18 protein-coding genes are annotated in these 18,881 nt (G+C 74.6%); 14 read left to right on the plus strand and 4 right to left on the minus strand.

Annotated features, from left to right (window positions below):
- A partial coding sequence (locus tag VR45_RS25840) for an alpha/beta hydrolase (RefSeq protein ID WP_045942240.1) occupies positions 1 to 1,073 on the plus strand: 1,073 nt, incomplete at its 5' end.
- A gap of 71 nt (positions 1,074 to 1,144) precedes the next feature.
- Here the strand turns inward: VR45_RS25840 and VR45_RS25845 are convergent.
- Positions 1,145 to 1,750: a TetR/AcrR family transcriptional regulator gene (locus VR45_RS25845; RefSeq protein ID WP_045942241.1), complete on the minus strand. Its 606-nt coding sequence runs from the start codon at positions 1,748 to 1,750 to the stop codon at positions 1,145 to 1,147.
- A gap of 73 nt (positions 1,751 to 1,823) precedes the next feature.
- Here VR45_RS25845 and VR45_RS25850 point away from each other — a divergent pair, with 73 nt between their 5' ends.
- The 4 genes from VR45_RS25850 (at position 1,824) to VR45_RS25865 (ending at position 8,005) form a co-directional block, all read left to right on the plus strand.
- On the plus strand, positions 1,824 to 2,729 hold the full coding sequence (locus VR45_RS25850) for an alpha/beta fold hydrolase (RefSeq protein ID WP_234326160.1): 906 nt from the start codon (positions 1,824 to 1,826) through the stop codon (positions 2,727 to 2,729).
- A 264-nt stretch (positions 2,730 to 2,993) separates the two neighbouring features.
- A complete protein-coding gene (locus VR45_RS25855) occupies positions 2,994 to 5,489 on the plus strand; it encodes a penicillin acylase family protein (protein ID WP_078896831.1) in 2,496 nt (831 codons plus the stop codon).
- 339 nt (positions 5,490 to 5,828) lie between these two features.
- A complete protein-coding gene (locus VR45_RS25860; RefSeq protein ID WP_045942243.1) occupies positions 5,829 to 6,431 on the plus strand; it encodes a carbonic anhydrase in 603 nt (200 codons plus the stop codon).
- A 107-nt stretch (positions 6,432 to 6,538) separates the two neighbouring features.
- Positions 6,539 to 8,005, plus strand: coding sequence for a SulP family inorganic anion transporter (locus tag VR45_RS25865; RefSeq protein ID WP_045942244.1), 1,467 nt, complete (start codon positions 6,539 to 6,541; stop codon positions 8,003 to 8,005).
- On the opposite strand, the gene VR45_RS42680 is transcribed toward VR45_RS25865, so the two are convergent.
- Positions 8,006 to 9,022: a helix-turn-helix domain-containing protein gene (locus VR45_RS42680; protein WP_052709372.1), complete on the minus strand. Its 1,017-nt coding sequence runs from the start codon at positions 9,020 to 9,022 to the stop codon at positions 8,006 to 8,008.
- A gap of 324 nt (positions 9,023 to 9,346) precedes the next feature.
- Here VR45_RS42680 and VR45_RS25875 point away from each other — a divergent pair, with 324 nt between their 5' ends.
- The 3 genes from VR45_RS25875 (at position 9,347) to VR45_RS25880 (ending at position 11,308) form a co-directional block, all read left to right on the plus strand.
- Positions 9,347 to 10,150, plus strand: a complete 804-nt coding sequence (locus tag VR45_RS25875) for a BadF/BadG/BcrA/BcrD ATPase family protein (protein ID WP_052709373.1) — start codon at positions 9,347 to 9,349, stop codon at positions 10,148 to 10,150.
- Positions 10,151 to 10,314: 164 nt separating this feature from the next.
- Positions 10,315 to 10,440 carry a hypothetical protein gene (locus VR45_RS50165; RefSeq protein WP_286163484.1) on the plus strand — a complete coding sequence of 42 codons (126 nt, stop codon included), beginning with the start codon at positions 10,315 to 10,317 and terminating at the stop codon, positions 10,438 to 10,440.
- A gap of 52 nt (positions 10,441 to 10,492) precedes the next feature.
- Positions 10,493 to 11,308, plus strand: a complete 816-nt coding sequence (locus VR45_RS25880) for a methyltransferase (RefSeq protein ID WP_045942245.1) — start codon at positions 10,493 to 10,495, stop codon at positions 11,306 to 11,308.
- A 53-nt stretch (positions 11,309 to 11,361) separates the two neighbouring features.
- Here the strand turns inward: VR45_RS25880 and VR45_RS25885 are convergent, their stop codons facing one another.
- A complete protein-coding gene (locus VR45_RS25885) occupies positions 11,362 to 12,336 on the minus strand; it encodes a DUF5937 family protein (protein ID WP_045942246.1) in 975 nt (324 codons plus the stop codon).
- 76 nt (positions 12,337 to 12,412) lie between these two features.
- Here VR45_RS25885 and VR45_RS25890 point away from each other — a divergent pair, with 76 nt between their 5' ends.
- Positions 12,413 to 13,654: an MFS transporter gene (locus VR45_RS25890; protein ID WP_045942247.1), complete on the plus strand. Its 1,242-nt coding sequence runs from the start codon at positions 12,413 to 12,415 to the stop codon at positions 13,652 to 13,654.
- A gap of 67 nt (positions 13,655 to 13,721) precedes the next feature.
- Here the strand turns inward: VR45_RS25890 and VR45_RS25895 are convergent, their stop codons facing one another.
- On the minus strand, positions 13,722 to 14,564 hold the full coding sequence (locus tag VR45_RS25895; RefSeq protein WP_234326162.1) for an SAM-dependent methyltransferase: 843 nt from the start codon (positions 14,562 to 14,564) through the stop codon (positions 13,722 to 13,724).
- A 188-nt stretch (positions 14,565 to 14,752) separates the two neighbouring features.
- On the opposite strand from VR45_RS25895, the gene VR45_RS25900 reads away from it, so the two are divergent.
- The 5 genes from VR45_RS25900 to VR45_RS50175 all read left to right on the plus strand — a co-directional run.
- Positions 14,753 to 15,667: a hypothetical protein gene (locus VR45_RS25900; protein WP_045942248.1), complete on the plus strand. Its 915-nt coding sequence runs from the start codon at positions 14,753 to 14,755 to the stop codon at positions 15,665 to 15,667.
- Positions 15,668 to 15,818: 151 nt separating this feature from the next.
- Positions 15,819 to 16,187: a PRC-barrel domain-containing protein gene (locus VR45_RS25905; RefSeq protein ID WP_045942255.1), complete on the plus strand. Its 369-nt coding sequence runs from the start codon at positions 15,819 to 15,821 to the stop codon at positions 16,185 to 16,187.
- A 107-nt stretch (positions 16,188 to 16,294) separates the two neighbouring features.
- Positions 16,295 to 16,561 (plus strand): metal-sensitive transcriptional regulator, encoded by a 267-nt coding sequence (locus tag VR45_RS25910; RefSeq protein ID WP_030393156.1) that lies wholly within the window; start codon positions 16,295 to 16,297, stop codon positions 16,559 to 16,561.
- 479 nt (positions 16,562 to 17,040) lie between these two features.
- Positions 17,041 to 18,585: an endonuclease/exonuclease/phosphatase family protein gene (locus tag VR45_RS50170; RefSeq protein ID WP_045942250.1), complete on the plus strand. Its 1,545-nt coding sequence runs from the start codon at positions 17,041 to 17,043 to the stop codon at positions 18,583 to 18,585.
- The coding region (locus VR45_RS50175; protein WP_045942251.1) for an alkaline phosphatase family protein at positions 18,582 to 18,881 on the plus strand (300 nt) is incomplete at its 3' end. The genes VR45_RS50170 and VR45_RS50175, both read left to right, overlap by 4 nt.

Consider the following 18,881-nt stretch of genomic DNA (forward strand, 5'->3'; position numbering starts at 1 on the left):
TGCCGTGCGAGCTGGTGTTCCCGTTCCCCGCGCCGGACGGCTCGATCGCCCCCAATGTGCGCTTCGCCCGCGACCTGGCGCGCGACTGCCTGGCCCGCAACGGCGACCGGATCCGCCATCTGACCACCGCCAACACGGCACGCGACCTGGACCGGGTCCGGGCCGCGCTCGGCGAGCCGAGGATCTCCTACCGCGCCGCGTCCTACGGCACCTACCTGGGCGTCGTCTACGCCGAGCTGTTCCCGGGGCGGACCGACCGCTTCGTGCTGGACGGCAACGTCAGCCCCAACGTCACCTGGCAGGACCGGCTCGCCACCTGGGACCGCGCGAGCGAGCTGCGCTTCGAGGACTTCGCCCGCTGGGCGGCCGAGCGCGACGCCACCCTGCGCTTCGGCGCCACCCCGGCCGCCGTCCGTGCCAACTACCTCGCCCTGGTCGCGAAACTGGACCGGACACCGGTGACCCACCCGGTGGCCGGACCGGTCAACGGCAATCTGTGGCGCACGCTCTACCGGCTGGACTCCTACCACACCGCGCTGTTCCAGGAGATCGCCGACTGGTGGCGCTTCCTCGCCGACGACGGCGCCGGCCCGGTCCCGTACTGGTGGCTGGCCAAGGGCACCCCGGGCATCCCGGAGGACAACGACGTGGCCGCGCTCACGGCCGTGCTCTGCGGCGACACCCCGGCACCGCGCGACCTCGGCCACTACCGGCGGGCCGTCGCCGAGAGCCGGCGGCAGAACCCCGTCGTGGCCGGTATGGGCGCCAATGTCTGGCCCTGCGCGTTCTGGCCGGACCCGGTCGAGCCCGCTGTCCGGATCACCGACCGGGGCCCCGCGAACATCCTGCTCCTCCAGACCGAGCGCGACCCGGCCACCCCCCTGATCGGCGCCCTGGCCATGCGGGAGACGCTCGGCAAGCGGGCGCGCATGGTCACGGTCGACGGCGGCAACCACGGCGCCTACGACCGCTCCACCCCGTCCTGCGCGGTCACCGCCGCCGACCGGTTCCTGACCACCGGCACCCTGCCGGCCCGGGACCTCGGCTGCGCCCCGGCCGCCACCGCCGGCTGACCGCAGGCGGAGCGGCCGTCCCCGCGGCCGCTCCGGCAGGGGCGCCGTCGGGCTCAGGGGTGCCGTCGGGCTCAGGGGCCGGTGAAGAGGCGGCCGAGGTGGTAGCGGAGGGCGGCGACCGCGTCGTCCGGCGTGCGCTGGCCGAGCAGGACGCTCAGGCCGAGGCCGGCGGAGGCGGCGAGGAGGAGGGCGGCCTCCTGGCGGGCGTCCAGGCGGGGGTCGGCGTCGCCGGACCGCTGGGCGGCTTCGAGTTGGCCGACGAGGAACCCCTCCATCTCGTCGGGTGCCGCGAGGAAGGCTTGGCCGCCGAGGGCGGGGTCGGTGACGGAGAGCACCGCGTACTCGGTGTGGAGGAGGTGGAAGACCCGGCTCTCCCGGTCGGTGGGGACGGCTTCGAGCAGGACCGCCTCGACGATGTCGCGCGGAGCCGGTGACGGACCGGTGGCCCGCACCCGGTCGCGGACCCGCTCGCCCATGCGGGCCGTCAGGCGGTTGACCGCGGCAAGCAGCAGCTGCTCCTTGGTGTCGAAGTAGTACTGCACGAGCCGCACCGAGATGCCCGCCTCGACGGCGACGGAGCGCATGGTGACGGCGTGCAGCCCGGTGTCCGCCGCCGTGCGGAGCAGCGCGTCGATGATCTGGGCCCGGCGCTCGTCATGGTCGGCCAGCTTCGGCATCGGGTTCCTCTCGAACGTTTTTATGGTACAAACATACCATCAAATCCTGCGGTTCTGCGTGCCGGGAGGGGCCATGACCCGAGCGAGTGTCGGACATTTCGTCAGCGAGGAAGCCCGCGGGAAGTTCCTGGAGGCGTACGACCGCGCCATGGAGCTGTGGCCCGGCCCGCGCGAGGAACTGGACGTCGAAACCGCCTACGGCACCGTCCACGTCCACCGCTACGGGGCCCGGACCGGCGAGCCGATCGTGCTCCTGCACGGCCACGCCGGACACGCCTCCAACTGGCACCCGCAGATCGCCGCCCTGGGCGAGAACCACCCGGTCTACGCGATCGACACCCTGGACGACCCCGGGCGCAGCGTGCAGCGCGCCGTCGCGACCGGATCGCAGGAGAACGCGGCCTGGCTCGGCGAGGTCCTCGCCGGACTCGGGCTGGAGCGCGTCCACCTGGTCGGCCTGTCCTACGGCGGATGGCTGGCCCTCAACCAGGCCGTGCACGCGCCCGATCGCCTCGCCTCGGTCGCACCGCTGGACCCCGGCGGGATCGAGAAGGTCCCCGCGCGGTTCTACGCACACATGATCGGCGGGCTGTTCGGCATGCTCGCCCCGCGCTCGCTCCGACCCGCCCTCGGGCGACTGCTCGCCAACCCGGCCCTGAGCTCACCGCCCGTGATGATCGCGCCGCTGATGCTGGCCATGCGGACCTACCGGCCGAACACCCGCCCCGCGGCGCGACCGTTCACCGACGAGGAGCTGGGCTCGATCCGGCTGCCCGTCCTCGTCCTGCTCGGACGGCGCAGCGCCCTGCTCCGGCCCCGGCAGGTGCTGGCGCGGGTCACCGCGCTGATCCCGGGCGTCCGGGCCGAGATCGTCGAGCGGGCCGGCCACGGTCTCAACCTGGAATGTCCCGAGCTGGTCAACGAACGCCTCCTGGCGTTCATCACCGGGCTTCCGGCCGGGCCGAGCCGGAACGAGTGACGTCGCCCGGGCCGCCCGTGGTGGGGGTGGACGCGCGCACCCGGTCGACGGGCCGGGGGCCGACGGGGGAGGCGGGCGGCCTGGGTGCCGGACCCTGAGGACTTCTCGGCGCATCCTCCCCCGCAGGGATGGTTCGGGCCGGGAGCGGCCCCTCCCCGAGGCGTAGCCGTCTCGGTCGCGGGGCCGACGGACGTCTCGTCCCGGGGAGCGATGACCGGCGGGCGGCCGGGGCGGCAGCGTGGGGCCATGACGGAGCGAAGTAAAATGAACGATCGTCAACCCCGTTCGGGGACACGACGATTGACCGGCGCCGCGCTCGCCCTGGGTCTGGCCTCGGTGCTGCTCGCCGGGCTGGTGCCCGGCTCGGCGCAGGCCGCCGGTACGGATCCCGGCGACCTCACCACGGACCTCAGCACGGACCTCACCACGGACCTCACCGCCGACCTCGGCGCGGGCCCCGGCGCCGACCGGGGCGGCTGGACGGCCAAGGTCCGCCGCACCGAGTTCGGCGTCCCGCACGTCCTGGCGCACGACTACGGGGGGCTCGGCTACGGCTACGGGTACGCCTTCGCGCAGGACAACGTGTGCGCGCTCGCGGACCAGGTGGTGAGCGTGCGCGGCGAGCGCTCGCGCTGGTTCGGGCCCGAGGCCGTGAACGTCGACGGGCTGCCCAACCTGGCGGGCGACACCTACCAGCAGGCCGTGGTGCGGTCGGGCACGGTGCGGCGGGTGCTGGCCGCCCCGGCGCCGCTCGGGCCGACCAGCGAGGCACGGACGCTGGTGGAGGGCTATGTCGCGGGGTACAACCGCTATCTGCGCGACACCGGTGTGGACCGCCTGCCGGACCCGTCCTGCCGGGGGAAGGGATGGGTCGGGCCGATCACCGCCGAGGACGTCTGGGGGATCGTCCTCGACGTCGACACCCTCGCGGGCAGCCCGCGCGGGTCGGTCGGCACGGCCGTCCCGGGCGCGGGCGCGCAACCCGCCGGACCCGCTGCCGGACCCACCGCGTTCGCGGCCCCGTCCACCGCCGCGTTCGGCGGCCCGGGCCCGGCCCGCGCCGCCGACAACCCCAACCTCGGCAGCAACGCCTGGGCCGTCGGCCGGGACGCCACCCGCTCCGGCAACGGCCTGCTGCTCGCCAACCCCCACCTCCCGTGGGCCGGTTCGCTGCGGTTCTACCAGGCCCAACTGACCATTCCCGGCGTCCTGGACGTCGCCGGCGCCGGGCTGCACGGCCTGCCCGTCCTCCAGATCGGCCACACCCGGGGCCTCGCCTGGAGCCACACCACCAGCTACGCCGACCACTTCACCGCCTACCGGCTGAACCTCGTCCCCGGCGACCCGACCGCCTACGTGGTGGACGGCAGGGTCGAGCGGATGGAGCAGCAGACCCTCCCGGTCACCGTCCGGGCCGCCGACGGGACGCTGTCCACCGTCGACCGCACCGTCTACCGGTCCCGCCACGGCTTCGTCCTCGCCGAGGGCTGGACCGCCGAACACGCCTACACCCTCCGCGACGCCAACGCCGACAACCTCCGCTCGATCGACGAGTGGATGGCGGTCGGCCGGGCGCAGAACCTCGACCAGCTGCGGCAGGCCCAGCGCACCTTCCAGGGCGCGCCCTGGGTCTACACCACGGCCGTCGACTCCACCGGGACCACCTGGTTCACCGACTCCTCCGCCGTCCCGCGCGTGACCGACGAGCAGCGCGCCCGCTGCGCCGTCCCGAACCCCTTGACCGACGGCGTCCTGGACGGCTCGACGACCGCCTGCGACCTGGGCAGCGACCCGGACGCGCTGGTGCCCGGCGTCTTCGGCCCCGCCAACCACCCGGCGCTGACCCGGACCGACTACGTCGCCAACGCCAACAACGGCCCCTACCTCACCAACGCGGACGCCCCGATGGCGGACCTGCCCGCCGTGTACAACAACGGCCGGCAGCTGGCCCAGCGGCCGCAGCTGAGCCTGCGCATGATCGCCGACCGGCGGGCCGGCACCGACGGCCTCGGCGCGCCCGGCTTCACCCTCGCCTCGCTCCAGGCCGCCATGCTCGGCAACCGGGTGCAGAGCGCCGAGCTCGACCGGGACGACGCGGTCGCCCTGTGCCGCGCCCACCCCGTGCTGACGGCCGGGGACGGCACCCGGGTCGACGTCCGGGCCGCCTGTGGCGTGCTCGCGGCCTGGGACACCAGGGCGGACGCCGACAGTCCCGGCACGGTGCTCTGGCAGGCGTTCCGCGGGCGGCTCTCCACGGCCCCGACCAGGGCCTGGCAGACCGTCCCGTACGACCCGGCCCAGCCGCTCACCACCCCGCGCGGCATCGACCCCGGCCACCCCGACGCGCAGCGCGCCCTCGCCGAAGCGGTGCGCGACCTGGCGGCCCGCGGCCTGCCGGTGGACGCGCCGATCGGCCGGGTGCAGCGCTGGGCGGGCATCCCGCTGCACGGCTGCCCGGGGCAGCTGGGCTGCTTCAACGCGCTGTCGGCCGCCCCGGACTCGGGAGCGGGCGGCGGTACCTACCCGAGCGACGTCCGGAGCGTCCCGCACGGCGGGACCTTCCTGATGGCCACCGAGCTGACCGACCGGGGCCCGCGCACCCGGACCCTGCTGACCTACGGGGAGTCGGTCGACCCGACCTCGCCGCACTACACCGACCAGACCCGCCGCTACGCCCGCAAGCAGTGGGTGACCGAACGGTTCACCGAGGCCGAGATCCGCTCCGCCCCGGGCCTCACCGTCACCACGCTGCGGCGCTGACCGACCGTCACCTCGGCCTCGGGCGCTCCTCCCGGGCCGCCGCCGTTCACCCGGACGGTGGTGGCCCGGGAGGGTGCGCAGAGGGCGCGCGGCAGGGGGAGGGGCGCACGGCGGATGCTGTGCGCCGACTGTCGACCGGACTGTTCCATACCGGTTGACCTGCGAGTTCAGTAGCGGAAGGCGATATTTCGTTCGAGGCAACAGGATGTTAACCGGATCGGCACACTCTGCGCCCCGAACTCACTTTTGCTTATCCCATACCCGTGTTTTACTTCCTCTTGACGCAACGTCAGGTGAGCAGGGCAGCACCTGGCGTCACCGAAGGAGGAAGCCACTCCCATGGAACCGCTCATCGACCGGGCCCGGGCGTTCCCGCAGCGGGTCGGGGACACCGGCCGCGAACTCACCGGCCTCGCCGCCGGCCAGAGCCCGCAGGCCCTGTTCATCACCTGCTCCGACTCCCGCGTGGTCCCGGCCCTGATCACCAACGCCGACCCCGGCGACCTCTTCGAGCTCCGCACCGCGGGCAACATCGTCCCCGTCTACCGGGCCGACGGCGCCTCGGGGGAGACCGCCACCGTCGAGTACGCCGTCGAGGTGCTGGGCGTGCGCGACATCGTCGTCTGCGGCCACTCGCACTGCGGCGCCGTCGGCGCCGTGGTCCGCGGCGAGGACCTCAGCGTGGTGCCCGCCGTCCGCTCCTGGCTGCGCCACGCCGACCGGGCCGTGCTCCGCGCGGACGAGGCCGAGGTCTTCGACCCGACCGTCGCCGGCCCCGTTCAGCGGCACGTCCTCGCCCAGCTCGACCGGTTGCGCGGCTATCCCGCCGTCGCCCGGCGGCTGGACGAGGGGCGGATCCGGCTGCGCGGCTGGTTCTACGAGATCCACACCGGCCTGGTGCTCGAACACCGGGCCGACACCGGTCTGTTCCTGCCGCTGTGAGCCCCGCACCGCACGGGCCGCCGCACGACCCGCGGCCGCACGCCCCACCGCCCTCCGGGCCGTTAGCTCATGACCACCGTCCGAACCGCCACTCTCCCGAGGACCCGATGACTCGTCGTCCCGCCCTTCGGCTGAGCACTCTGCGCTCCGACCTCCCCGCCTCCCTCGTTGTCTTCCTGGTGGCGCTCCCGCTCTGCGTGGGCGTCGCCGTCGCCTCCGGCGTTCCGGCCGAACTCGGCCTGGTCACCGGTATCGTCGGCGGCCTGGTGACCGGGCTGATGCCCGGCAGCAGCCTCCAGGTGTCCGGCCCCGCCGCCGGGCTGACCGTCCTCGTCCTCGCCGCCGTCCAGGAGCACGGCCTCGCCACCCTCGGCGTGATCACCGCCGCGGCCGGTCTGCTCCAGCTCGCCATGGGCGCCGCCCGCCTCGGCCGGCTCTTCCGGGCGATCTCCGTCTCGGTCGTCCAGGGCATGCTGGCCGGCATCGGCCTGATCCTGATCGCCGGTCAGCTCTACGCACTGGCCGACATCAAGGGCCCCACCGGCGGCCCCGCCAAACTCGCCGGACTCCCCGGCCTCGCCGCCGACATCGCCGGGGACGGGCGCGCGCTCGCCGCCGCCGCGATCGGCGCCGGGACGATCGCGGTCCTGCTGCTCTGGCCCCGGCTGCCCGCCCGGGTCCGGGTGGTCCCCGCGCCGCTCGCCGCCGTCGCCGGCGCGACGGCCGTCACCGCCCTGTTCGACCTGCCCGTCGCCCGGGTCGAGGTGGCCGGCCTCGCCGGTGTCGTCGACCTGCCCGCCGTCGGCGACCTCGCGGCACTCGGCAGCCTCGGCGTGCTCGGCACGGCCTTCGCCTTCGCGCTGATCGCCTCCGCCGAGAGCCTGTTCAGCGCCGCCGCCGTCGACCGCCTGCACCACGGCCCGCGCACCGACTACGATCGCGAACTGCTCGCCCAGGGCGTCGGCAACACCGTCTGCGGCCTGCTCGGCGCCCTGCCCATGACCGCCGTGATCGTCCGCAGCGCGGCCAACGTCCAGGCCGGCGCCCGGACCAAGGCCTCCCGGGTGCTCCACGGAGTCTGGCTGCTGCTCTTCGCCGCGCTGGTCCCGGCCGCCCTCTCCGCCATCCCGCTCGCTGCCCTGGCCGGCGTCCTGGTCCACGCCGGCGCCAAGCTCGTCCCACTGCGCACCCTGCGACCGCTCTGGCGGGCCGACCGGGGCGAGGCCGCGATCCTCGCCGTCACCGCGACCGCCATCGTGCTGACCAACCTGCTCGAAGGCGTCCTGCTCGGCCTCCTCCTCGCCGTGCTCAAGAGCGCCTGGGACACCTCCCACCTCCAGGTCGCCGTCACCGAACTGCCGGACGGCGCGGTCCGGGTGACCCTCCACGGCAGCGCCACCTTCCTCCGGCTGCCCCGCCTGCTGGAGACCCTCGAATCCCTGGAGGGCTTGCCGGCGGACCGCCCGGTCCGCCTCGACCTCGCCGGCGTGCGGCACCTCGAGGAGCAGTGGCAGGAGCGCCACAACCGCAGCGGCTCCGCCGAACTCCTCGGCCTCCCCGCCGCGGCCGCCTGATCAGCCCTCCTGGCGCAGCGCCTCGGCCCTGGCGGTCTGCTGGTAGAGGGCCCGGTGCCCGGACCGGGTCCTCACCAGCAGACCCGCGCGGTGCAGGACGCCGAGGTGGTAGGAGACGGTGCTGGCCGCCAGCCAGTGCCGTTCGGCGAGTTCGGTGGTGCTCCGGGGGACGTCCAGGTCGGCCAGGAGCCGGGCCCGGGTGGCCCCGATCAGGTCACCGGCGGGCGAGGCCGTCGCCGGCTCCGGACCGGGCTCGGGGCCGGGTCCCGGGAACGCCGGGTAGAGGATCATCGGCCGCAACTGCCGGGCGCCGGGCAGCGGGTCGACCGAGACGTGCAAGTCGGAGCTGAAGACCGTCGGCGTGAGGTACAGCGCCTTCGCGGGGAGCTTCGCCCGGGCGTCGACGAGCAGCCGGACACCCTCGTCGTCGTACAGCACGCGCGGGTGCAGCCCGGTGAGCACGCTCGCCAGGCCCTGCCGGGCGGCGAGCTGGGCGCGCCGCGCGATGTCCGCGTCGATCCGGGCGCGCAGCGCCGGCCAGTGCGGTCCGACGGCGGCCTGCCAGAGCTGGTGCAGCTCGGCCGCGACCAGCTCGGCGAACTCCGCCTCCCCCCGGTCGAGTGCCCGCAGCAGGGCGCGCGGCGCGCGGCCGCCGGCGATGCCGATCCCCGCGTCACCCGCGAGCATCGTCCGGATCTCCTGCGCCAGCCGCTCCGGCGCGACCGTGGCGACCGCGTGCAGTTCCCGTTCGAGCGACTCCTCGTGCTGCTCCGGCTGCGGATTGAGGAAGTCGGGGATGTACGTCCACGCCCCGGTGAAGAAGGACTCCAGCAGTGCCAGCCGCCGCTCGCGCACCGCCTCCCGGATCAGCACGCCCGGTCCGCGTCCACCGGCGCCGCGCCCGCCCGCTCCGGTTGCCGAACGGATCAGCCACAGGCCGTCGGTGACGTTGTGCAGCGGCGAGATCACGAACCGGGTGTTCGCCAGTGCCGGGGCGTCCAACTCGATCCGGAGCACCTCATCCCCCTCCACGTCTGCGTCTGCGTCTGCGTCTGCGTTCGAACCTCATCGAATCATTCGACCCGGGCACCCGGCGGGCGATTCCATGGTTCCGGGCCGGACGAAAGCGAACCGGCCGAATCCGAACCGGCGGGATCCGAACCACCGTGACAGCGAAGGAGACCGACGTGATCAGGAAGGGGGCGATCGCTGCCGGGGCGCTCGGTTGCGCTCGGTAGCCACTGTGCCGGGGTTCTCCGGCCGGGCGCGCACCCGGCCGGCCGTCCTCCACCGGGGGCACCATGGGGAGGACGGGTCGTGGGCGCGGCGGGTGGAGGCGGAGTGGAGCAGGCGGCGGGGGAGTGCTGGGTGGTCGGGGTGGACGTCGGCGGCTCCGGCGTCCGGGTCGGGGCGGCGCCCACAGGCCGGCCGGTCGGTCCCACGGGGGTGCGGACGGTCGGGTCGGCGACCGCCGCGCGGGTGTCCGCCTCGGCCGGCGGACAGGACGCACGGGCGCTGCTCGACGGGCTGCTGCCCGCGCTCGACGCCCTGGTCGCGGGCCTGCCCGACGGGGCCCGGATCGGCGCGGTCGCCGTGGGCGCCACCGGAATGGCCCTGCTCGGCCGCGACCTGGCGGCCCGGCTGCCGGGCCCGCTCGCCCGGGCCACCGGGGCCCGGCGGCTGGTGCTCGCGGGGGACGCGGTCACGGCTTACGTGGGCGCGTTGGGCACCGCCGCCGGGGTGGTGGTGGCCGGGGGGACGGGGCTGGTCGCGATTGGCCACCGCCCGGGTGGAGGCTGGTGCCGTGCCGACGGCTGGGGCCAGTTGCTCGGGGACTGCGGCGGCGGCGCCTGGCTCGGCCGGGCCGGGCTGGAGGCTGCGCTGCGGGAGCAGGACGGACGCAACGGGGGTTCGCCCGTCCTGCTCGCGGCGGCCGAGCGGCACTACGGCCCGGTGGCCGGCCTCCCGGCGGCCCTCCAGCCGCGTCCGGACCGGGCGGCGCTGCTGGCGGAGTTCGCCCCGGCGGTGGTCGCGGCCGCCGGGGAGGGCTGTCCGGTCGCCGCGGGCCTGCTGGCGAGGAGATCGCCGCCACCGCGACCGCCGCCGCCACGGCCGCCGGTCAGGCCGAGCCCCGGCTCGCCCTGACCGGCGGCCTGTTCCGCTTCGAACCGCTGCGCCGGGCGACCCTGGACGCGCTCGCGGTCCGCCTCCCCGCCGCCCGTCCCGGCCCCCCGGACGGCCCGCCCCTGTTCGGAGCCCTCCGCCTGGCCGCTGCCGCCTTGACCTCGTCCGCCGTCACCCCGTCCGCAGTGAGCACTGCCGCCGTCAGAACAGCCGCGGTCAGCACCGCCGTGCCGGAGTTCCCCTGGCCGCTGGACCCACCTCTCCTCGCCGTCCTGGCCCTCCCCGACCTGCCTGCCGACGACGGTCGGTGAGGGCCGTGAAAACCGTTTGAGCGGTACTCCCGGCTCTGGCAGCGTGGTTGGTATGGAGAAGACCCCTGCCCCCGAAGACTGGCTGGCGACGAACCGCGCCAACTGGGACGGCCGCGTCCCGGTGCACACGGCCAGCGATTTCTACGACCTCCCCGGCTTCGTTTCCGGCGACGAGGCACTGCGCGGTTTCGAGCTGGCCGAGGTCGGTGACGTCAGCGGCAAGTCCCTGCTCCATCTCCAGTGCCACATCGGCCTGGACACCCTGTCCTGGTCCCGCCACGGCGCCACCGTGACCGGCCTGGACTTCTCCGCGCCGGCGGTGGAGGCTGCCACCGAACTGGCCGGGAAGATCGGCGCGGACACCGCCCGCTTCGTCGTCTCCGACGTGTACGAGGCGGTGGAGGCGCTCGACGGGCAGACCTTCGACATCGTCTACACCGGCCTCGGCGCCCTGTGCTGGCTCCCGGACATCGAGCGCTGGGCCCGCACCGCGGCGTCCCTGGTCGCCCCGGGCGGCTTCCTCTACCTGGCGGAGTTCCACCCCTTCGGCGACACCTTGGGCGACGACGGCCGGACGGTGGAGTACGACTACTTCGACCGCGACGCCACCGTCTGGGACGACCCCAGCACCTACACCGACGGCGAGGTGACGTCCCTGGCCACCAGGACCGTCGAGTGGCAGCACGGGATCGGCGACGTCCTCAGCGCCCTGGTGGCCGAGGGCCTGCGGGTCGAGTTCCTGCACGAGCACGACTTCACGCTGTTCCCGCGCTTCCCGGTTCTGGAGCGCGACCGGGGCTTCCGCTTCCCGGCCGGTCAGCCCCGCGTCCCGCTGATGTACTCGATCCGCGCGAGCAAGCCCGCCTGACGCCCCGGCCGCACCGAGCCGGCCCGGCACGGCCCTGCTCACCCGGCACGGTCCTACGTCCGGGTGAGCAGGGCCGTGCCCAGGTCGGTCGCGGTGTAGTGGACCTCGCGGCGGTAGCGGTGCCCGGTGACCAGACCGGCGTCGCGCAGGACGGCGAGGTGCTGGGAGACCGCGCCCAGGCTGAGGCCGGTGCGGGCGGCGAGCTGGGTGGTGGTGGCCGGGGAGCCGGTGCAGGCGAGCAGCCGGGCACGGCTGCGGCCGAGCAGCCGGGCGAGCGCGTCGTCCGTGTTCTCCCGGCGCTCCCAGAGCAGGCCGAGGGCGCGGGCCGGGTAGACCAGGGCGGGCGGCGTTCCCCGGCGGCCGGTCAGCACCCGGCAGCGGTCGGCGAAGGCGCTCGGGGTGAGGGTGAGTCCGGTGCCGCCGAGGTCCTCGCCGTCCGCCGGCAGGTCGGGCGAGCGCAGCCGGTCCCCGGCCCGGTGCAGGGCGGGGTGGAGCGAGGACAGCACCTCGTGGATGCCGTCCTCGGCGAGCAGGCGTGTCCGGTGGGCGATGTCCGCCTCCAGAACGGCGCGGATCCGCGGCCAGTGCGGCCGGACCGCCGCCTCCCACCAGGAGTGCAGGGCCTCGGCGAGTTCGGGCAGGACGCGCTCCGGGTCCTCGGCCAGCCGTCGTTCGAAGCCCGTCGGCGCGGGCCGCGGCACAGCGGCGAGAGCGTCCCGGATCTGCTCGGGAGGGGTGGCCAGCAGGGCGGACAGCTCCTCCTCGATCTCGGCCAGCGGGCAGCGCGGAGCCGGCAGCAGCGGGCCCGCCACCAGGTCGAACCGGTCGGCGAGCGCCGTCAGCGGTGCGGTCCGCCCGGCGAGGACACCGTCCTGGCGCAGGGACGGGGCCCGGCGGATCCAGGGCAGGTGCACCACGTGCCGGCCGGGATCGGCGACGGCGCGTGCGGCGGCCGCGGTCTCCCAGAGCGGGGAGATCGCGAACCTGAGATTGCCCAGGTCGTGCGCCCCGAACCGCAGCTCGCCCATCCCCACCCCCGGTCGACGTTTTCGCCCAGACTAAAACACTGGCCGCGCGGTGATCATGCTCAGGATGCTGGCGGGCATGACTCCTCCTCCCACCGGCCTGTTCCGGCATGCCGACTTCCGACGGTTCTGGGCCGCCGACACGGTCAGTCAGGCGGGCGCGGCCGTCACCCTGGTCGCGCTCCCGCTGGTGGCGGTCGGCACGCTGGACGCCACCCCGTTCGAGGCGGGCCTGCTGGTCGCCTTCGAGTACCTGGCCTTCCTGCTGATCGGACTGCCCGCGGGCGCCTGGGTGGACCAGGTGCGGCAGCGGCCGGTGATGATCGCCGCGGACGTCGTCCGGGCCGTGCTGCTCTTCTCCGTCCCGGTCGCCTCCTGGCTGGACGCGCTGACCCTGCCCCAGCTGTACGCGGTGGCGTTCGGGATGTCCGTCTGCACCGCGTTCTTCGACGTGGCGCACGGCAGCTACCTGCCGCACCTGGTGGCGGACGAGCAGCTGGTGGCGGCGAACGTCCGGATCGAGGCGGGCCGGAGCACCGTCCAGGTCGGCGGGCCGGGCGCGGGCGGGGCGCTGGTCGGTGCGCTGACCGCGCCGGTCGCGCTGGCGGTGGACGTGCTGAGCTTCGGCCTCTCCGCGCTGCTGCTGGGCCGGATCCGGCGGTCCGGGGCCCGGTCGACGGCCCGGCCGGGAGCCCGGCCGGGGGCGGCGCTGCGGACGGAGATCGCCGAGGGCCTGCGCTTCGTCCTCGGCGACCGGCTGCTGCGGGCGGTCACCCTTACCGCGGCCGTCTCCAACCTGTGCGGCACGATCGGCGCCTCGATGCTGATGGTGCTGCTGGTCGGCGAGCTGCACCTGTCGCCGTTCCTGTGCGGGCTGGTGTTCACCGCGGAGGCCGTCGGCGGCCTGGTCGGCAGCCTGCTCACGGGCAGCGCCGTGCTCTGGCTGCTGGCGGTGCCGCTGTTCCGGGCCGACGGCCGCTTCGCACTGGCCGTCCTGCTCCAGGCCCTGGGCTGGGTGCTCTTCATGACCTTCAAGATCACCTCGGTCGCGTTCCGGCAGCGGCTCTGCCCGAAGCCGCTGCTGGGCCGGATGACGGCGACCGTGCGCTTCCTGGTCTGGGGCGTGATGCCGATCGGCGCGCTGATCGGCGGCGTGCTGGGGCAGAGCCTCGGCGTCCGGCAGGCGCTCTGGGCCGGCGCCCTCGGCGAGCTGCTGGCCGTCCTGCCGGTGCTCTGCTCACCGCTGCGCCGGATGCGCGAACTGCCGGACGCTCCGGCCGAACCCGCACCCCGGCCGCTGACGGGCGCGGCCGCCGGGTGACGCCCGACCGGTGCCCCAGTACGGGGGTGGCGGCCCGACGATCCGTCCGGCCGCCACCCCCGTACCGTCAGGACTTGCGGGCGACCGCGCCGTACATGCTGACCCGGTCCGCGCCGGCGACCGGGGCGCCCTCCGGACGCCACAGCGGGACGGTGACCACCCCGGGATCGAGGACGTCCAGGCCGTCCAGGAAGGCGCCCACCTGCTCCCGGCTGCGGCCGACCAGCGGAGCGGTGGCCTTGCTGTAGACGCCGGTCACCCGGTCGCGGACCTCGGCGGGGATGAAGTCGGCGGTGCCGTGGGACAGGATCAGGTAGCTGCCGGGCGCGAGAGTGTCCAGCAGCGTGCGGACGATCTCGTACGGTCCGCTCTCGTCCGGCACGAAGTGCAGCACGGCGGCCAGCACGAGGGCCATCGGCTTGTCGAAGTCGAGCAGCTTCTCGGCCTCGGCGGCGGCCAGGAGGTCGACCGGCTCACGCAGGTCGGCCTGGATGACGGTGGTCCGGCCGACGGCGGTGCCGCCCATCAGGGCGCGGGCGTGGGCGAGCACGATCGGGTCGTTGTCGACGTAGACGATCCGGGCGCCCGGATCGACGGCCTGGGCGATCTCATGGGTGTTGCCGGCGGTCGGGATGCCGGTGCCGATGTCGAGGAACTGGTCGATGCCGAGTCCGGCCACGTGGCGCACCGCCCGGTTCAGGAAGCCCCGGTTGGCGCGCGCGGTGGATCTGAACTCCGGATTGGCCGCCAGCGCCCGCTCGGCCGCCTCGCGGTCGGACGGGAAATTGTCCTTTCCGCCCAAGTAGTAGTCGTACATCCGCGCGGGGTGCGGAATCTCCGGCCGGAGGTCGGCGGGGACGCCGGGCTCGCCCGGTTCCCACATCTCGTTGTAACCCACCACTGTCTCCACGCCTCCGCACCTGGCCGAACTGATGATCCGTCGGCGGACAGCGTAGGTGTTCGGGTACGCCCGTGGTGCAGCGAGGTCGGTTCACCCCCGCTTGTGCGGAATGGCCGCGTTGCGGCGGGATGGGGCGGGAACGGCCCCGGCCCGGGCCCGTTCGTCCGCTGTCGGAGGCGCCCGGCAGCATTACGGTCGTGAACCACTCCCGCACCACCCCGCCGCGCCCGCTCGATGTGACCTCGGTGTTCCCCGAACTCGCCCCGCTGGCGCGGGAGGCGCTCCGGCTGCACCCCCGGCCCGGGGTTCCTTCGGCCTACGACAGTTCGGTCGGAGGGCCGTTCCTGTGGCCCGCGGACGAGCCCTGGCCGCACTGCCGCGAACAGCACGGGTGGTGGGACGAGGAGACCGACGAGGAGCACGAGGGGCCGAACCCGATGCTGCCCGTGGTCCAGCTCCACCTGCGCGACGTGCCGCTGCTGCGCCCGCCGGCCGGGGCGGACCTGCTCCAGGTGTTCTGGTGCCCCGTCGAGCACGAGCCGGACCTCAAGCCGCCGACCGTGCTGGTCTGGCGGTCGGCCGCGGCGGTCACCGACCTCCTCACCGCGCCGCCCGGGCCGGAGGTCGTCGAGTACGACGGCTACCTCCCGGTCCCGTGCCTGCTCGCGCCGGAGCGGATCACCGAGTACCCCAACTTCCTCGAGCTGAGCCGGGAACTGCGGCAGCAGCTGAGTGACTGGAACCGGTGGCAGGCCGCCGGCGCCGCCCTGGACGGCGTCTACGAGCCCTACCCGCAGGCGTTCTACGACAGTGCGCTGGCCGAGGCCCCGGGCTGGAAGGTCGGCGGCTGGGCCCCGTGGGGCCTCACCGACCCCGTCGCCCGCTGCTGCGAGGTCTGCGGCGCCGGGATGGTCCCACTCCTGACCATCGCCTCGGGTGAATGGGACAGCGGCACCCACGGCTGGGTCCCGTACGAGGACCGGGAGCTCGCCGCGGCGCGCACCGCCGCCTCGGCGAACCCGCCCGGGGTCCAGGTCTCCAAGGGCAACCACCTGCAGCTCTACGTCTGCCCGGAGTCCCCGGAGCACCCGCACACCGACCTGATCCAGTGACGCCGCCGCCGAGGCCCTTCGTACCGGGCTGTGGCTGTGGCTGTGTCCCGGCCCGGCGGGCGGGCCGGGGCGGACAGGCGCAGGATGGGAGGGTCCGGGGCGCCGCCCACAAGCGAGGCGTGCCGCCGTGGAGCGGGAGTGGGAGGTGACCATGGCCGTCGCCGAGATCGTTCCGGCCGACATCAGGGAGTGGCGGGGGCAGGCCGTCGTGGACGAGAAGGACCACCGGATCGGCACCCTGGAGTCCGTCTACGTCGAGACCGCCAGTGACCAGCCGTACTTCGTGACGGTGACGATCGGCCTGCCGGTCAAGCGACGGCTGGTGTTCGTCCCGCTCGACGGTGCGGTGCTGGGGCCGGGGTACCTGCGGGTGGCGTTCCCGAAGGCGCTGGTGAAGCAGGCGCCCTCGATCGGCGTGGACGACGTGCTGCCGGCCGAGGACGAGCCCGAGGTGTTCGCGCACTACAAGCTGGAGTACGCCACCGGGGCGGGCGGGGAACGGCGGCTGGCCCGGCGCTGACCGCAGCCCTTCGCCGACGGCACAGGCCCCTGGTCGACCACCGAGGTCCGGATACCCCACGGGGTACAGTGGAGGACCGGTGGTCGACAGTGGAGGGCGGTCCGGACATGCAGGTGGACGAGGAGGCCGTCGGTGCGGTCCTGAACCGGCTGCGGCGTGCCCAGGGTCAGCTGGCGGGCGTGATCGCCATGATCGAGGCCGGCCGGGACTGCAAGGACGTGGTGACCCAGCTGGCCGCCGTGTCGAGGGCGCTCGACCGGGCCGGCTTCAAGATCGTGGCGAGCGGCATGCGCCAGTGCATGGCGGGCGCCGAGGAGGGCACGGCGCCGATGACCGAGGCCGAGTTGGAGAAGCTCTTCCTCACGCTCGCCTGACGGCCCGCGCCCCGCCCGCGCCCCGCCCCACATCTCACGTTCCACGCTGCTCGTTCCGTGCTGCCCGCCCCACATTTCCCGTTCCGCCCGACATCCCGTCACGCTTCGTTCATGTCCCGGTCGCCGGTCTTCGGATGAATGGGCCCGGCCCCGCAGTTGTACAGCCAACTGTTGATGGGCCGACCCTCCCAAGCCTCCGTCACCAGCCGCGGACGGCCCCGGCCCGGCACCCCCCGACGGCCCGGTGTCCGAGCGGCGGACAGGACATCCGTGGCCACCGGCAGCACCCTGACCAGCACGTCGTCGAGCAGCCCCGTCGAGGGCGACCGCCTCACCTTCCACTGGACCACCGACGCCCCCGACCCCAAGAACTGGGTCGGCATCTACGACGGCGACCGCCTGCCCGGCACCGGCAGCTCAAGGACGGCTACGGCATCCTCGCCAGGACCCAGCCGTTCACCTTCCGGCCCAAGCCGGCCGTGGTCCGCCCGCACGCCGTCGTGGACTCCTTCACCGCCACCCCCGTCGCACCCGGCGCGGCCGTCACCGTCAAGCTCGGCGGCCTCTGGGCCCGCCCCGCCGGAAACCCGGCCGGCAGCGCGACCTTCCGCAAGGTCTCCGGACCGGCCTGGCTCGCGGTCGCCGCCGACGGCACCGTCACCGGCACCGCGCCGGGCGGTGCCGCGCCGGGCGGTGCCGCGCCGCGCACCCCCGAGGTCCTGGTCGTCGGCGTCAAGGACAGTGCCGGAGCCACCGACACCGTGACCGTGCTGCTCCCGGTCGTGGACCCGGCCACCGCACCCCGGCTCAAGGTCGCGAGCTGGAACCTCGCCAACGCCGGTGCCGCCTTCACCGACGCCACCGAGAAGCAGCTGCGGGTCGTGCTCGCCCAGGGCCTGGACGTGCTCGCGCTCCAGGAGACCGCAGGCAAGGCCGCCCAGGCGCTGGCCGACGCCCTCGGCTGGTACGCCCACCAGAGCGCCGGCAGCGTCGGCCTGCTCAGCCGCTACCCGCTGACCGCCGTCACCCCCGCCACCGCCGAGCTGCCCGCCGCCGGGGCGACCGTGCAGCTGCCCGGCGGCCGCGCCGTCCGGGTCTGGACCGCGCACCTCGACGAGTCCGACTACGGCCCGTACGCCCTCCAGGACGGCCGCACCTCCGCGCAGGTCCTCGCCGCCGAGAACACCTCGGTCCGGCTCCGGCAGGCCCGGGCGCTGGCCGCCGCCGTCACCGCCGACGCCGCCGCGGGCGCGCCCGTGGTGCTCGCCGGCGCGCGCCGACGCGCTCGCCTGGCCGGTCACCACCACCCTCCAGGAGGCCGGACTCACCGACACCTTCCGCGAGGAGAACCGGGACCCGGTGAAGGCGCCCGGCACCACCTGGTCGCCGGTCCGCAAGCAGCGCGCCGCCGGCAAGGCCGAGCCGCAGGACCGGATCGACTACGTGCTGTACCGGGGGAAGCTGCGGCTCGTCGAGGCGCACACCCTGGTCGCCGACTGGCCGGCCACCGCCGCCGATCCGGCCGCCCTCGCCGCCAACCAGTGGCCGTCCGACACCGCCGCCGCGGTCGCCACCTTCCAGCTCTGAAAGGCCAGTTCGCGATGTCCGAGCTCTCCCGCCGCACCTTCGTCGGCGCCACCGCGGCCGCCGGCGCCGCCGCCCTGACCGGCCTCCAGGGCACCCCGGCCCAGGCCGCACCCGACCGGCCCGCCGCCGCACCGGACCGCCTCACCGGCACCATCAAGGACGTCAAGCACGTCGTGGTGCTGATGCAGGAGAACCGCAGCTTCGACCACTACTTCGGCGCCCTCAACGGCGTGCGCGGCTTCGGCGACAAGCAGGGGCTCCAGTTCCCCGACGGCACCGACGTGTTCCGCCAGCCCGACCCGCGCCGCAGCGACGGCAATGTGATGCTGCCGTACCGGATGGACACCTCGAAGTACAACGCGCAGAACGCCGGCGGCCTGCCGCACGACTGGGCCACCGGCCACCAGGCCACCAGGCCATCAACAACGGCGCGATGAACAAGTGGATCGCCGCCAAGGGCGAGCGCACCATGGGCTACTTCACCCGCGAGGACATCCCCTACCAGTACGCGCTCGCCGACGCGTTCACCCTCTGCGACGCCTACTTCACCTCGCTGGCCGGGCCGACCGACCCCAACCGGCTCTACCTGTGGACCGGCACCGCCGGCCCCGGCCGGGACGGCACCACCGGCCCGTGGATCGACAACACCCCGGTCACCGACAACCCGGTGGCCGACTGGACCACCTACGCCGAGCGCCTGCAGTCGGCGGGCGTCACCTGGCGGGTCTACCAC

It is taken from the genome of Streptomyces sp. NRRL S-495 (assembly GCF_000966955.1).
Taxonomy (GTDB): domain Bacteria; phylum Actinomycetota; class Actinomycetes; order Streptomycetales; family Streptomycetaceae; genus Kitasatospora; species Kitasatospora purpeofusca.